12 protein-coding genes are annotated in these 13061 nt (G+C 72.7%); 2 read left to right on the top strand and 10 right to left on the bottom strand.

Features of this window, described 5'->3' with window-relative positions:
* Positions 1 to 70: 70 nt before the first annotated feature.
* Positions 71 to 937 (bottom strand): LysR family transcriptional regulator, encoded by an 867-nt coding sequence (locus ABZ848_RS27480; protein WP_360836103.1) that lies wholly within the window; start codon positions 935 to 937, stop codon positions 71 to 73.
* 67 nt (positions 938 to 1004) lie between these two features.
* Here ABZ848_RS27480 and ABZ848_RS27475 point away from each other — a divergent pair, with 67 nt between their 5' ends.
* Positions 1005 to 1652, top strand: a complete 648-nt coding sequence (locus ABZ848_RS27475) for a LysE family translocator (protein WP_360836101.1) — start codon at positions 1005 to 1007, stop codon at positions 1650 to 1652.
* Positions 1653 to 1655: 3 nt separating this feature from the next.
* On the opposite strand, the gene ABZ848_RS27470 is transcribed toward ABZ848_RS27475, so the two are convergent.
* Positions 1656 to 2765, bottom strand: coding sequence for a winged helix DNA-binding domain-containing protein (locus tag ABZ848_RS27470; protein ID WP_360836100.1), 1110 nt, complete (start codon positions 2763 to 2765; stop codon positions 1656 to 1658).
* A gap of 144 nt (positions 2766 to 2909) precedes the next feature.
* Here ABZ848_RS27470 and ABZ848_RS27465 point away from each other — a divergent pair, with 144 nt between their 5' ends.
* Positions 2910 to 4070, top strand: coding sequence for a magnesium and cobalt transport protein CorA (locus ABZ848_RS27465; protein WP_360836098.1), 1161 nt, complete (start codon positions 2910 to 2912; stop codon positions 4068 to 4070).
* An 89-nt stretch (positions 4071 to 4159) separates the two neighbouring features.
* On the opposite strand, the gene ABZ848_RS27460 is transcribed toward ABZ848_RS27465, so the two are convergent.
* The 8 genes from ABZ848_RS27460 to ABZ848_RS27425 form a co-directional block, all read right to left on the bottom strand.
* Positions 4160 to 5302 carry a hypothetical protein gene (locus ABZ848_RS27460; protein ID WP_360836096.1) on the bottom strand — a complete coding sequence of 381 codons (1143 nt, stop codon included), beginning with the start codon at positions 5300 to 5302 and terminating at the stop codon, positions 4160 to 4162.
* Positions 5303 to 5670: 368 nt separating this feature from the next.
* Positions 5671 to 6876: a hypothetical protein gene (locus tag ABZ848_RS27455; protein WP_360836094.1), complete on the bottom strand. Its 1206-nt coding sequence runs from the start codon at positions 6874 to 6876 to the stop codon at positions 5671 to 5673.
* 40 nt (positions 6877 to 6916) lie between these two features.
* On the bottom strand, positions 6917 to 7711 hold the full coding sequence (locus tag ABZ848_RS27450) for an IclR family transcriptional regulator (RefSeq protein WP_360836093.1): 795 nt from the start codon (positions 7709 to 7711) through the stop codon (positions 6917 to 6919).
* Entirely contained in the window at positions 7708 to 8436 is a 729-nt protein-coding gene (locus tag ABZ848_RS27445; protein ID WP_360836091.1) for an MBL fold metallo-hydrolase, read from the bottom strand. Before ABZ848_RS27445 ends, ABZ848_RS27450 begins: the two co-directional genes overlap by 4 nt.
* Positions 8427 to 9584 carry a M20 family metallopeptidase gene (locus ABZ848_RS27440; protein ID WP_360836089.1) on the bottom strand — a complete coding sequence of 386 codons (1158 nt, stop codon included), beginning with the start codon at positions 9582 to 9584 and terminating at the stop codon, positions 8427 to 8429. Before ABZ848_RS27440 ends, ABZ848_RS27445 begins: the two co-directional genes overlap by 10 nt.
* Positions 9581 to 10519, bottom strand: coding sequence for an ABC transporter permease (locus ABZ848_RS27435; RefSeq protein ID WP_360836087.1), 939 nt, complete (start codon positions 10517 to 10519; stop codon positions 9581 to 9583). The genes ABZ848_RS27440 and ABZ848_RS27435 overlap by 4 nt, the downstream gene beginning before the upstream one ends.
* Positions 10516 to 11469, bottom strand: coding sequence for an ABC transporter permease (locus ABZ848_RS27430; protein ID WP_360836085.1), 954 nt, complete (start codon positions 11467 to 11469; stop codon positions 10516 to 10518). Before ABZ848_RS27430 ends, ABZ848_RS27435 begins: the two co-directional genes overlap by 4 nt.
* On the bottom strand, positions 11462 to 13045 hold the full coding sequence (locus ABZ848_RS27425) for a sugar ABC transporter ATP-binding protein (protein ID WP_360836083.1): 1584 nt from the start codon (positions 13043 to 13045) through the stop codon (positions 11462 to 11464). The genes ABZ848_RS27430 and ABZ848_RS27425 overlap by 8 nt, the downstream gene beginning before the upstream one ends.
* Positions 13046 to 13061 lie beyond the last annotated feature (16 nt).

Here is a 13061-nt window from a genome sequence, read left to right as displayed (position 1 = left end):
GTGCTGTTCGGTGTGTCCAGTCCATCGCGTCCAGCCTTCGTGACCAAGAGGCAGACCGCGACCGCAGCGATCAGTTCTCGTGATCGTCGCAGGCCAGGAGCAGGGTGTCCAGGTGCGGGGGCGGGGTGGCCGCGGAGACGGCGAGGCCGGTGGAGAGGGCCAGGCCCGGCGCGCGGAACGGTACGAAGGCCACCCGCGGGCTGTGCAGGACGCGCGCGTGGGAGGCGTACACGACCGTCCACAGGGGGCGGGTGCCGATGGTGGCGAGGGTGTCCTGGAGGGAGCCGCTCGCCGGTCCGGGCGGTGGTTCGAAGCCCGCCTCCTGACAGGCGCCGACCACGAGGTCGACCAGGGCGGGGTTGTTGCGGCGCTCGGTGAGGGAGAGGGGCAGCCCGGCCAGTTCCTCGACGCCGATCTCCGGGCGCGCGGCCAGTGGGTGGGTGGCCGGGAGCGCGGCCACCAGGGGGTCGGGCCACAGCGGCAGCACCCGTACGCCGGGCACCGGCTCGACGGATCGTACGAACGCGGCGTCCAGCTCCCCGCCCGCGACCCGGGCGAGGCGTTCGGCGGCCGGCAGCGAGAACAGCTCCACCGGCACGTCCGGCGCGCGGCGGGCGAACGCGGTGAGGACCCGGTCGAGGTGGGCGCCGAGCCCGGTGCTCGTCCCGATCCGCAGCCCGGGCGGCGGTGCGACGGCCGCCCGCGCCCGGTCCGCCGCGGCCAGCACGGCCCGCGCCTCGGGCAGCAGCCGCTCCCCCGCGGCCGTCATCCGCACCCGGCGCGGGGTCCGGTCGAACAGCTCGGCGCCCAGCTCCCGCTCCAGCCGCTGTATCTGCATGCTCACCGCGGACTGCACGATGTGCAGCCGCTCGGCCGCCCGTCCGAAGTGCAGCTCCTCGGCCACCGTCACGAAATAGGTGAGCTGCCGCAGTTCCATGGGACCGACTCTAGAGGGAGGCGGCGGGCGGCTGTTTCAATGAGCGCCCGATGGGAGTTGATGAGACATGGTGTCCACCGACCGTTTCCTCGCCTTCGCCGCGATGTCGCTGCTGGTGATCGTGATTCCGGGGCCGAGCGTGCTGTTCGTGATCGGCCGGGCGCTGGCGCACGGCCGCCGTACCGCCGTGGCGACCGCGATCGGCAACGTCTTCGGCTCGTATCTGCTGGTCGTGGCGGTCGCGGTCGGCATCGGCTCGCTGGTGGAGCGTTCGGTGACCGTCTATCTCGCGGTGAAGCTGGCGGGCGCGGCCTACCTGGTCCACCTGGGCGTGCAGGCCTTCCGCCACCGCAAGGAGCTGAAGGCCGCGGCGATCGGCACGCGGCCCGCGGAACCGGCCCGGGGCGACCTCCGAACCGTGCTGGACGGGGCGCTGGTGGGGGTCACCAACCCCAAGGGCGTCGTGTTCTTCGCGGCCGTACTCCCCCAGTTCGTGAACCACTCGGCCGGCCATGTCCCCGCGCAGATGCTGGTGCTGGGCCTGATCCCGATCTCGATCGGCCTGGTCACGGACACCCTCTGGGGCCTGACCGCGTCGGCGGCCCGCACCTGGTTCGCCCGCTCCGACCGCCGCCTGTCGATGATCGGCGGGGCGGGCGGCTTCACGATGATCGGGCTGGGTCTGACGGTGGCCGTCACCGGCCGGGCGGATTGAGGGTTACGAGATCACGGTCCCGAAGCGGATGTCGTACGGCGTCCCCGGGTGCATGGTGTCGAGCATCCGCGCGCCCTCCGTCACGAGGTCCGTCCGCTGTGCCTTGGTGAGTTCGCCGAAGGGCTGGATGACCAGGGCGTCCTCGGTCAGCTTCCACACGCCGGCCAGGAAGCCGTCGACGAGGAACGTGGGGTAGGCGATGTTGCCGACCCAGCTGCGGCCCCAGTACTCGGGCGGTACGACACGGGCGCGGTCGGCGTGGGAGAGCAGCAGGTTGTCGAACTCGGGGAGGAAGCGGGGCGGGGCCGGGGTGTCGGCGTCGGGGCGCGGCGCGTCGGGCAGGTCGAAGAGCTCGACACCGTTCTCGTCCCGGAAGCTGACCAACTGCGGCCGCAGCCGCTCGAAGGCGTCCCGCAACCGGGTCAGCCCGGCCCAGGTCTGCATGTCCTTGACGGAGGCGGGGCCGAAGGCGGCGAGGTAGCGGAGGACGGTGGGGTCGGGGGACGGCGGGGTGGAGTCGGCGGAGCGGCCCAGCCAGTGTTCCGCCGTCGTGAGGGTGACCTGGCCGCTCTGCCCCCAAAGGCCCCGCGGGGTGACCTGGACGAGGGGGAGTTTGCAGCGGGCGGCGATCGCGAGGGACTGGGGGTCGGCGTGCGGCCACTCGGTGAGGAGGGCCTCGCGGAGCTGCTTCATCGTGCGCGGCTCGGTCTCGACCAGCTCGCGGGCGAGGGCGGCCAGGCGGTCGAGGTCCACGCCCTCAAGTCCCTTGCGGAAGTTGATGAGTTCGCGGTCGCGCGCGGGCTGGACCAGCGGGCGCAGGGTGAGGCAGTCGGCCGCGGTGTGGGTGTGGATGGTCGAGCGCATGGTGACGATGCGGACGACCTCGCGGTCGGCCATCAGCCGCGACAGCCGCTCCGGCGCGAACCCGTCGAGGCGGGCGGCGAGCGCGTAGTACGGCGGCTTCACGTTCTGCGCCTGGAGGCCGAGGAGGTGCTCGACCGCGGCCTCGGCGGTGAGCGGCGACCGCTCCAGGAGCAGCTGCCGGGCAAGGGTCGCCCGGTTGAGGGCGCGGGTGCCGAGAACGGGGGCCGTGGCTGCGGTCGTCTTCGTCATGCTCCGCACGCTAACGGCACTTGCGGACACCTTCTGTCCGCAACTCTCACCGATTCCCGGCTCCCCGGGCCACCCCGGTGTCGTTTGCCCCGTATATCCTGCCCGGGATCACGCAGCCGCAGGTTCGACCCGGGAGGCAGCCGCATGTCCGAGCGACGCGCCCGTCCGGCCGCGAAGAGCGCCATGAGATCGGTCTGGCGCCGAGCCCTCACTCCCCCGCAGCCGCCCACGCCCGACTCCACCCCGAAGCAGGCCGAGCCGGCGCCCGCCGAGCCCGCCGAGGTGGCCAGCGTCGTACAGGCCGCCCTCTACAGCGACGGCGTCCGCGTCTCCTCCCCCGCGACGCTCACCGAGACCTTCCGCGAGCTGCGCGACACGCCGTCCGGCATGGCCTGGATCGGCCTCGCGCGTCCCACGGAGAGCGAACTCCTCTCCCTGGCCGCCGAGTTCGACCTCCACCCGCTGTCGGTCGAGGACGCGATGGAGGCCCACCAGCGTCCGAAGCTGGAGCGGTACGGCGACACGCTCTTCGTCGTCCTGCGCGCCGCCCGCTACCTGGACGCCCCGGAGGAGGTCGACTTCGGCGAGCTGCACGTGTTCGTCGGCCCCGACTTCGTGATCACGGTCCGGCACGGCGCGGCCCCTGACCTCTCCGCGGTCCGCCGCCGCATGGAGGAGACGCCGGAGCTGCTGAAACTGGGCCCGGAGGCGGTGCTGTACGCCATCCTCGACGCGGTGGTCGACGGTTACGCGCCGGTCGTGGCCGGGGTCCAGAACGACATCGACGAGATCGAGACGGAGGTCTTCCGCGGCGACCCGGAGGTCTCCCGCCGTATCTACGAACTCTCCCGGGAAATGGTCGAGTTCCAGCGCGCGACCCGCCCCCTGGTCGGCATGCTGCACGGCCTGATCGCCGGCTTCTCCAAGTACGGCACGGACGACGAGCTCCAGCGCTACCTGCGGGACGTCGCCGACCACGTCACCCACACCAGCGAGCGCGTCGACGGCTTCCGCCAGGCCCTGACCGACATCCTCACCGTGAACGCGACCCTGGTCACCCAGCAACAGAACGCGGAGATGCGGGCGTTGGCGGAGGCGGGGTTCGAACAGAACGAGGAGATCAAGCGCATCTCGTCCTGGGCGGCCATCCTCTTCGCCCCGACACTGGTCGGCACGATCTACGGCATGAACTTCGCGCACATGCCGGAGTTGCACTGGGCGTTCGGATACCCATTCGCGATCATCCTGATGGGTATCATCTGTACCGGTCTGTACGTCATCTTCAAGCGCCGGGACTGGCTCTGACCGACCAGCCGCCCCCGTCCACACCGTTCATGTTCTGAGTGGCACTTGCCTGCTGAACGAGCCGCCCTAAGATCTGCGCGCGGAACGGGTTACCGCCGGACCCCGCGGCGACGTACGAGCAGGACCGTACCCGCACCGGCGGCTACGACCGCGGCCGCGGCGCCCGCGAGGGGCAGCGCAGGGCCGGAACCGGTGGCGGCAAGGTCACCGCCGGTGCTGGAGGCGCTCCCCGAAGATCCGGTGGCCGAGGAGCCGGCGGTGGTCCCGGATCCCCCCGTCGCCCCGCCTCCGCCAGTCGAACCCGAACCGCCCGCCGACCCGCTCCCGCCCGTCGAACCACTGCCCTCGACGTCGAGCAGGATGTCGGCCTTGTCGTTCGCCTTGTTCACGTCGTACGGGCGGGAATCGGCAGTGAGGGCCACCGAGCCCTGGGCCCCCGCCACCGCCTTGTCGATCTTCAGCTTGAACGAGTAGGTGTTCACCTGGTCCTCGTCCACCCAGCCCTGCGCGATGTAGCAGTCGTAGGTCCCGGCTGCCGGCTTCTCGCAGGGTGGCGCCTTGACCGCGGTCGTACCCGAGGGAATCTTGATCAGGACGCGGGTCGGCACCGGAGGGCCCGGTACCACCAGCACCCAGGCGGGGCCCGCGTTGGTGAACTTCACCTGCAGGTCGACCGTGTCTCCGACCCGGCCCTCCAGCCGCGCTCCCGACACCTGGAAGTCGGCCGTGTTCACCGCGTTCACCCGCGCCCGGACCTCGGCATAGCCGGGGCTCACCGAGCTGCTACCGGTGGGGACGGAGCCGGGCCGCTCGACCAGCTTCGCCGCGGGAGCGGTGCCGCGCACGGGCCTGCTGGCGCCTTCGTCGGGGCCGAAGTCGTAGTCCCCGACGGCGACGTCGAGATCGTCGTACAGCGCCCGGTCGAGAGCCTTGAGGGTCAGCTTCTCGGGCGCGTAGAGGACACCCGGCTCCACGGCCTGGTCGAACTCGCAGGTCATCTGGGTTCTGGCCGGCAACTCGTCGTACGAGCCGATGTCCCACCGCACGCAGTTCGAGGGCACGTCGACGTAATCCAGCCCCTTGGTGACGGTGTACCGCAGCCAGACCTTCTCCAGCGCCTGGGTGCCCGTGTTGCTGAAGGTGACCGGCGCCTCGAAGTTCCTCCCCGGCTGCACTCCACTGATCGGCGCGATGCTCCCCAGCACCAGCCCGGCCCCGGAATCATCCGCCACGGCGCAGGGAGCCGTGCTCAACGTGATCAGTGCGCCGGCGCCGATGGTTCCGACGGCCCTGCGAAGTGTACGGAAGCCATGATCGGAGCGGAGCATGTAATACCTCCGGCTGAAGTGACGAAGATCGGCGATGAGCCGGAGAAGGCAAGTTCCGTACATCAGACACACGCCGACGCCGAACAGTTGTACCGACGTCCATCGCGATCGGCCGCAGAGGCGCAGTGTGCTTCCCGGGCACAGGGTCTCTGCCCGCGGGGGTGAGGCGCCCGGTCGCGACTTGTTCCGCGGCGATGCCGTCCGGACAGAGCGGGTGGCTGCTCGGCTCCCCTTCGCCGTGCTGCTGATGGCGGCCATCTGCAGCCGAGCGCTCACCGCCCGAGGGCGGCGGGGATCCGTTCGAGGACGGGGTACGGCACCAGGCCGTAGTGGTAGAAGTCGACCGCTTGCGCGCCCGCCGCCCGGGCCGCCTTCGTCTTCTCGGCCAGGGTGTCGGCGGAGTCGGTGTCCGGGGCGCCCGGGCGCAGCACGGTCCGCAGGGCGCAGGTGCCCGGGAGGGCGGTCCGGTAGGCGACGGTGTCGGCCGCGACGCGGGCGGGGTCGCGGGCGTAGGCGAGTACGGCGTAACCGGGGACCTCCGCGCCCACGGCCGCCGGGTCGACCCCGGTCAGCCAGCCGTCCTCGGCGGCCGGCGCCCCCGTCGGCAGTCCGTCGACGTAGCCCTTGACGGCGCCGGTCAGATCGAGGAAGGCCAGTTCGGAGCCCTCGTGCGCCACGGCTTCGGCGACGGACGCGGCGAGCGAGGTGACGGTGGAGCGGCGGGCGCGGGCGTAGGCGGCGACCGGACCGGGCAGGTCGTCGAGGCTCGTGAGGGTGACCGGCGCCGGGGCGGCACCGTCGAGGACACGGGCGGCCGACTCCACCGCCAGCGCACGCGCCTTGGCGGCGTCCACGCCCTGTTCGCCGGCGTGCCGCGTGCAGTGCGGGCAGAAGCACAGGCCCAGCAGGAACTCCTCCAGCGGGCCGAGGGGCACGAAGCTGCGCTCGTGGTGGTAGCCGTGGCCGAAGGTGCCGTAGTGCAGCGACTCGGCCACCACCGCGTCCACGCCGAGGCGGGCGACCGAGCGGGCCAGGGCGACGGCGTAGGAACGGACGTCCGGGTGGGCGGGGCACAGGTCGGCGGGGGCGGCGCGGTCGCCGAAGCAGTTCTCCTGGGTGACGTCGGGGTGGCCGAGGCCGAGGGTGGTGTTGTGCAGGAAGACGGTCCAGCCGTGCAGGGCCGCGCCGCGTTCGTCGGTGGCCCGGCGCAGCTCGCGCAGGGGTTCGCGGTCGGCGCCGGGCTGCACGGGCGGGGTCAGGCGGGCCCCGTCGAACAGGTCGGCCGGGGGCGTGAAGTGCACGCCGTCCTGCCGCAGGGTGACGCGGGCGGGGCCGTGCGGGGTGACGTCGCGGGCGCGGTGGTAGGCGGCGGCGACGGTGAGGGTGTCGCAGCCGTACGTGTCGAGGACACGGTCCAGGACCGGGCCGGTGCCCTCGGCGCGCAGGTCCTCGACGAAGGTGTAGAGGGCGGCTCCCACAGGGTTCCCTTCAGAGGTGGTTCAGCGTCTCGGAGGTGGTTCAGCGTCCCCGGCCGGAGCCCAGGACGTGGGAGATCTCCAGGCCGGTGCGGACGACCATGGGGCCGACCTCGCGGACCCGGGCCGGGGTCATCCGGGTGGTCAGGCCGGAGACGCTGAGCGCTCCGGCCACCGCGTCGGTGTGGTCGAAGACGGGCGCGGCGACGCACCGCACCTCGGGTTCGTTCTCCCGGTCGTCGATGGCGTACCCGCGCTGCCGCACCCGTGCCAGCTCGATCCGCAGCCGCTCGGGCTCGGTGACCGTGTACTGGGTGACCGAGGGCATCCCCGCGGCCACCACGGTGTGGAACGCCTCCTCGCCCAGCCAGGCGAGGATGGCCTTGCCGACGGCGGTGCGGTAGGCCGGCACGCGGCTGCCGATCCGCGAGGCCATGCGGACGCTGGTCTCGTTCTCCACCTTGTCGATGTAGACGACGTCCGGGGGTTCGTACACGACCAGGTGGCAGGTCTCGCCGATCGCGTGCTGGAGCAGCCGGAGCGGTTCCGCGGCGGCGGTGCGCAGATCGAGCGAGGACAGGTAGGCCTGCCCGAGCCGCAGGGTGCCGTGCCCGAGCCGGAACCAGCCGGTCTCCCGGTCGCGCACCAGCAGGTCGGTCTCGATGAGCGGTGCGGCCAGGCGCAGTACGGTGCTCTTGTTGACGCCGAGGTCCTCCGCGATCCGGCTCAGGGACACGCCCCGACCGGTGCCGGCGTGGTCACGGACGTACTCCAGGACCGTGAGGGCGCGGCGCAGCGACGAGGACTGGTTGCGTCGGGCCGGGGGTGTCGTCGTCATGTCGTACTCCTGGGCAGCAGGCCACGGGTCACGATGTCACGGGCGGCGGCCAGATGGCGTCCGGCGCGGGCGAGCGAGATCTCGTGGTGACCGGGGAACAGCGCGTCCACCTCCAGCCCGCCCAGCAGGGTCAGGCTGGCGGCGTACTCCGGCACCCGGCAGTCGTGCAGGTTCTGCAGGGAGACGCGGCCGCCGGTGAAGACGCAGTCGCCGGAGAAGAGGGCCCGGTGGTGGGGGGTGGTGAGGTGGTAGCACAGGTGCCCGTCCGCGTGGCCGGGGGTGGCCAGGGCGCGTACGACGACCCCGCCGCCGAGGTCGAACTCCGTGCCGTCGGCGACCGGTTCGACGGCCGGGCAGGGCCGGACGGTGTAGTCGGCGGGGTAGACCCCTGCGGCCTTCCCCTTGTCCACGCTGAGGCCCGTCTCGTCGCCGTCGGCGATCCAGCGGACCGCCTCCGCCCCGGCCAGCACCCTCAGCCCGGGCACCTCCTCGGCGAGGGCGGCGGCCCCGCCGGCGTGGTCGGCGTGGCCGTGGGTGAGCAGGAGGAGGTCGGGCCGGGTGCCCGCGGCGCGCAGGATGTCGGGGACGGAGCGTCCGGCACCGGCGTCGATCAGGGCGCTGCGCCGGGTGCCCCGCACGAGGTAGACATGGCAGTCCAGCGGATCGGTGAGGTCGAACCCGGCGCCTCCGCTGGCGACGAGGGTGACGTGCTCGGTCAGCCGCACGGCGGCTCCTGCGGTGTCTCCGGTACGTCCGTCACGTCCATGCCGCGCACCGCCGCCACCACGATCCGCGCGGCGGCCTCCACCTCCGCCAGGTCCACCGACTCGTCGGCCGAGTGGGCGTCCAGGATCGAGCCGGGTCCGAAGACCACCGTCGGCACGCCCGCCCGGGCGATCTTGCTGGCGTCCGTCGCGAAGGGCATGCCCGCGATGTCGGTGGGACGGCCGTCGGCGGCGAGGGCGGTGCACAGGGCGCTCACCACGGCCGAGTCCGCGGGAGTGTCGAGGGCGAAGTCGACGATGAAGGGCGGGTCCAACTCGGCGCCCAGCGCGGCGAGTTCGGCGCGGTCCTGTTCCCAGACGGCGTCCGGCTCCTCTCCGGGGAGCGTGCGCCGGTCCACGTCCGCCTCGCAGGTGCCGGGGATGACGTTCGGGCCGGTGCCGCCGCGGATGCGGGTGACCGAGCGGGTGGCCGGGCCGAGCAGCGGGTGCGGGGCGATGGCCGGGGGCGTGGCGGTGAGGTGGGCGAGGACCGGCGCCATCAGCGAGATCGCGTTCACCGCCTCCTCCGGGCGCGAGCTGTGCCCCGCCCGGCCTGTGGTCCGCACGGTGTAGCGCACGACGCCCTTGTGGGCGACGGCCAGCACCAGCCCGGTCGGCTCCCCGACGACCGCACCGACGAAACGCCGGTCCCGCAGCCGCTCCAGCAGGTGCACGACCCCTCGGTAGTCGTGCTCCTCGTCGCACACCCCGGCCAAGACGACGGTGTGCAACGGCGTTTCTCCGAGGGCGAGTTCGGCGGCGGCGAGCATGAACGCCGCGAGGGGCCCCTTGGCGTCGCAGGCTCCACGCCCGTACAGCCTTCCGCCGCGCACCACACCGTCGTACGGCGGCACGGTCATCCCGTCGACCTCGACCGTGTCGAGATGCGACTCCAGCAGTACGGCCTCCTCGCGCCGCCCGGGCACTACGGCCACCACATTGCACCGGCCCGGCAGCACCTCGTGCAACTCGGCCTGTACGCCGTGCCGTTGGAGCCAGTCGCGGACGTACCCGGCGACGGCCGTCTCGCCCCCGTCGCCCGGCCCGCCGCGCGGGTTCACGCTGGGCAGCCGGACGAGATCCTGTAGCAGCGGGGTGAGTTCGCTCATGTGCGCCGCTCCCTCGCGTAGACCAGCAACAGGCCGATGATCAGCACCCCGAGGACGACCTGCCGAACGCCCTCCGAGAGGTTCCAGGAGGTCAGCAGGGCGGTGAGCAGGGTCAGCAGCAGGGCGCCCGCGACGGTGCCGAGGAGGTGGCCGCGGCCGCCGAGGATGGAGGTGCCGCCGAGCACGACCGAGGCGATGGACAGCAGTTGGTAGGGGTTGCCCATGGTCAGCGAGCTGGTGCCGGTGAAGCCGAGCAGCACCAGGCCGGCCACCCCGGCGAGCAGGGCGCAGCCGACGTACGCGGTGAACGCGGTGGCGCCGAGCGGCACTCCGGAGGCGCGGGCGGCACTCTCGCCGGAGCCGAGGGCGAAGGCGTACCGGCCGGTGCGGGAGGCGTGCAGCAGCCAACCGGCGACGGCGGCGATGCCGAGCCACAGCACGAACGCCCAGGGGACGCCTAGGAGTCGGCCGTTGGCGAGCGAGTCGAGCAGGGGCAGGCGGGCCGAGCTGGGCGAGCCGTCGGTGTAGACGAGGAGGGCGCCGGACAGGATCGTGCCACTGGCGAGCGTCATCACCATCGGGGGGACCCGCAGCCAGACCACGCCGGCCGCGTTCGCCGCGCCCACAAGGGCGCTGAGCGCGAGGGCGACCAGGATCCCGGCCGTGGAACCGCCCGTACCGGAGGCGACCTTGGCGCAGACGACCGCCGACAGGGCCACGACTCCCGACACCGACAGGTCGATGCCGCTCATGATGACGACCAGGGTCTGGCCGACGGCGACGATGCCCAGGAAGGACGCGGTCTGCACGAGGTAGCGGAAGTTGGAGACGCTGTCGAAGCCGTCCGCGAACAGGACCGCCGCGATCCAGGTGACGGCGAGCACGCCGAACGCCCAGGTGGCGCGGTTGCTCCGGACCACAGCCAGGGTGCTCATGCGGTCGCCTCCTTCGTGACGTACGTCTTCAGCGCGAGCGCGGCCACGAGGATCACGCCCTGCACGACGAGTTGATAGAAGGGCGAGATCCCGGTGAACAGCAGCAGGTTGGTGAGCAGGCCGATCACCAGCGCGCCCAGGACCGTGCCGCGCATCCGGCCGACCCCGCCGAAGAAGCTGATGCCGCCGAGCACACAGGCGGCGATGGAGTTGAGGGTGTAGGGCGTGCCGATGGTCGGGTCCGCCGAACCGGTCTGCACGGCGAGCCCGATCCCGGCGAGCCCGGTGAACGCGCCGGCCAGCGCGTAGCCGCCGATCTTCACCGCGCGGGTGGCCAACCCGCTGGCGTAGGCGCCGTGTTCGTTGCCGCCGACGGCGTACAGGGCGAGCCCGTGCCGGGTGGTGCGCAGCAGTTTCCAGACGGCGAGGACGACGGCGAGGGCCAGGGCGGGCACCGCGACGCCGTTCCAGCCGTTGTTGTACGCGTCCACCAGTCCGCCCGGGACATGGCCGCCGGGCTGCGGCAGGACCACCAGGGTGACGCCGCTCCACAGGAAGGAGGCGGCGAGGGTCACCACGATGGGCGGGAGCCCCGCGTACGCCACCAGCGTGCCGTTGACCGCGCCCGCGCCGACGGCCACGGCGAGGGCGACGAGCGCCGCGGCCACGACCCCGCCGGTGCTGTGCGCGTCGTACGTCGCGAACACGGCCATGGCGAGCCCGAGCACCGCCCCGAGCGACAGGTCGATGCCACCGAGCAGCATCACCGAGGTCTGTCCGGCCGCGGCCAGGATCAGCGGGAGGAACTGGGCCGACAGGATGGTGATCGAGGCGGGGGTCAGCAGTCCGGAGTCGTAGTGCTGGTAGGCGACGAGCAGGACAAGGATGAGGCCGAGCTGCCAGAGGGTCTCGGTGTTGCCCCGGGCGACGGAGGCCAGCCGCTCACGCATGGGTCACGCTCCCGGGGGCGGAGGTGCCGGGCTCCGGGGCCGGCCCGTGGGTTTCCGCAGCGGTCGCGTTCGCGGATACGGCCGCGCCCGTCACCGACGCCCGTACGAGCCGTTCCTCCGTGAGGCCGTCGCCCGAGAGCCGGTCGACGACCTTCCCCTCGTACAGCACGGCCACCTCGTCGCAGAGGCCGACCAGTTCCATCGTGTCTCCCGAGGTGACCAGGACCGCCATGCCCTCGTCGGCCAGGCGGCGCAGGAGGTGGTAGATCTCGCGTTTGGTGCCGATGTCGATGCCCCGGGTCGGTTCGGCCAGGAGCAGGACCCTGGGCGAGGCCGGCAGCCACTTGGCCAAGGCGACCTTCTGCTGGTTGCCGCCGGACAGCCGGCGCGCCTCCTGCGCCGGGGAGGCGGCCTTGATGCGCAGCCGCTCGGTGAGTTCGGCGACCAGGCGGGCCTCGGCGGTGCGCGAGACGGTGGTGAGGCGGCGGGCCGGGGCGAGTTCGCGCAGGCTGGGCAGGGCGAGGTTGTCACGGACGCTGCGGGCGGTGTGGACGCCCTCGGTCTTGCGGTCCTCGGGCACGTAGGCGATGCGGTGCCGGATCGCCTCGCGCGGGGAGGCGATCCGCGCGGGCCGTCCGTCCACGGTGATCCGCCCGGTGTGCCGGGTGAGCCCGAACAGGGCACGCAGGACCTCGCGTTGGCCCTGCCCCTGGAGCCCGCCGAGGCCGAGGACGCGGCCGGGTACGAGGTCCAGGTCGACGCCGGTGCAGCCGCCGGGGACGGTCAACTCGCTTGCCCGGAGCAGGGGTTCGGAGGGAGCGCCGGAGGCCTTGGACGGAAACAGGTCCGACAGCTCCCGGCCGATCATGAGCCGCACGATGTCGTCGTGGTCGGTCTGCTCCCGCTCCCGGGTCGCCGTCACCACCCCGTCCTTCAGGACCGTCAACCGGTCGCTGATGGCGAAGAGTTCGGCCATGCGGTGGCTGACGAAGATCACCGAGCCGCCGCTGTCGCGGAGTTCGCGCACGACCCGGAAGACGGCGGCGACCTGGTCCTCGTCGAGGGCGGAGGTGACCTCGTCCAGGATCAGCAGACGGGGTTCGCCCGCCAACGCCTTGGCCAGTTCGACCAGTTGGAGGCTGCCGAGCGGGAGCCGGCCGGCCCGCAGGTGCGGGTCGACGTCCAGGCCGACCCGGTCGAGGAACGGCCGGGCCCGCGCGGCGAGTTCACGGCCCCGCACCAGACCGTGCCGGCTGGGCCAGGCGCCGAGGAAGACGTTCTCCGCGACGCTCTGGTGCGGGTTGAGGCTCAGCTCCTGGTGGACGGAGCCGATCCCGGCGGCCCGGGCGCGGTGCGGCGACCACGCCCGGGGCACGGGAGTGCCGTTGTGAACGACCCGGCCGGAGTCCGGGGCGAGCAGGCCGGTGACGAGGGAGAGCACGGTGGACTTGCCGGCCCCGTTCTCCCCGACGAGCGCGAGGACCTCACCGGGTTCGACCGTGAGGCTCACCTCGCGCAGCACCTGGTTGCCCGCGAAGGACTTCGAGACCTGCTCGACGCTCAGCAAGGACGCCACGGACACTCCCCCGGCC

This window comes from Streptomyces sp. NPDC047081 (assembly GCF_040643775.1).
In the GTDB taxonomy this organism is placed as follows: Bacteria; Actinomycetota; Actinomycetes; order Streptomycetales; family Streptomycetaceae; genus Streptomyces.
The sequence above is the reverse complement of the archived record's forward strand: the minus strand, read 5'-3'. Positions and strand labels throughout refer to the sequence as shown.

Bases quoted from the DNA above. Each gene is read 5' to 3' on its own strand.
- ABZ848_RS27480 (WP_360836103.1), bottom strand. From the start codon at position 937: ATGGAACTGCGGCAGCTCACCTATTTCGTGACGGTGGCCGAGGAGCTG.
- ABZ848_RS27475 (WP_360836101.1), top strand. From the start codon at position 1,005: ATGGTGTCCACCGACCGTTTCCTCGCCTTCGCCGCGATGTCGCTGCTG.
- ABZ848_RS27470 (WP_360836100.1), bottom strand. From the start codon at position 2,765: ATGACGAAGACGACCGCAGCCACGGCCCCCGTTCTCGGCACCCGCGCC.
- ABZ848_RS27465 (WP_360836098.1), top strand. From the start codon at position 2,910: ATGTCCGAGCGACGCGCCCGTCCGGCCGCGAAGAGCGCCATGAGATCG.
- ABZ848_RS27450 (WP_360836093.1), bottom strand. From the start codon at position 7,711: ATGACGACGACACCCCCGGCCCGACGCAACCAGTCCTCGTCGCTGCGC.
- ABZ848_RS27440 (WP_360836089.1), bottom strand. From the start codon at position 9,584: ATGAGCGAACTCACCCCGCTGCTACAGGATCTCGTCCGGCTGCCCAGC.
- ABZ848_RS27435 (WP_360836087.1), bottom strand. From the start codon at position 10,519: ATGAGCACCCTGGCTGTGGTCCGGAGCAACCGCGCCACCTGGGCGTTC.
- ABZ848_RS27430 (WP_360836085.1), bottom strand. From the start codon at position 11,469: ATGCGTGAGCGGCTGGCCTCCGTCGCCCGGGGCAACACCGAGACCCTC.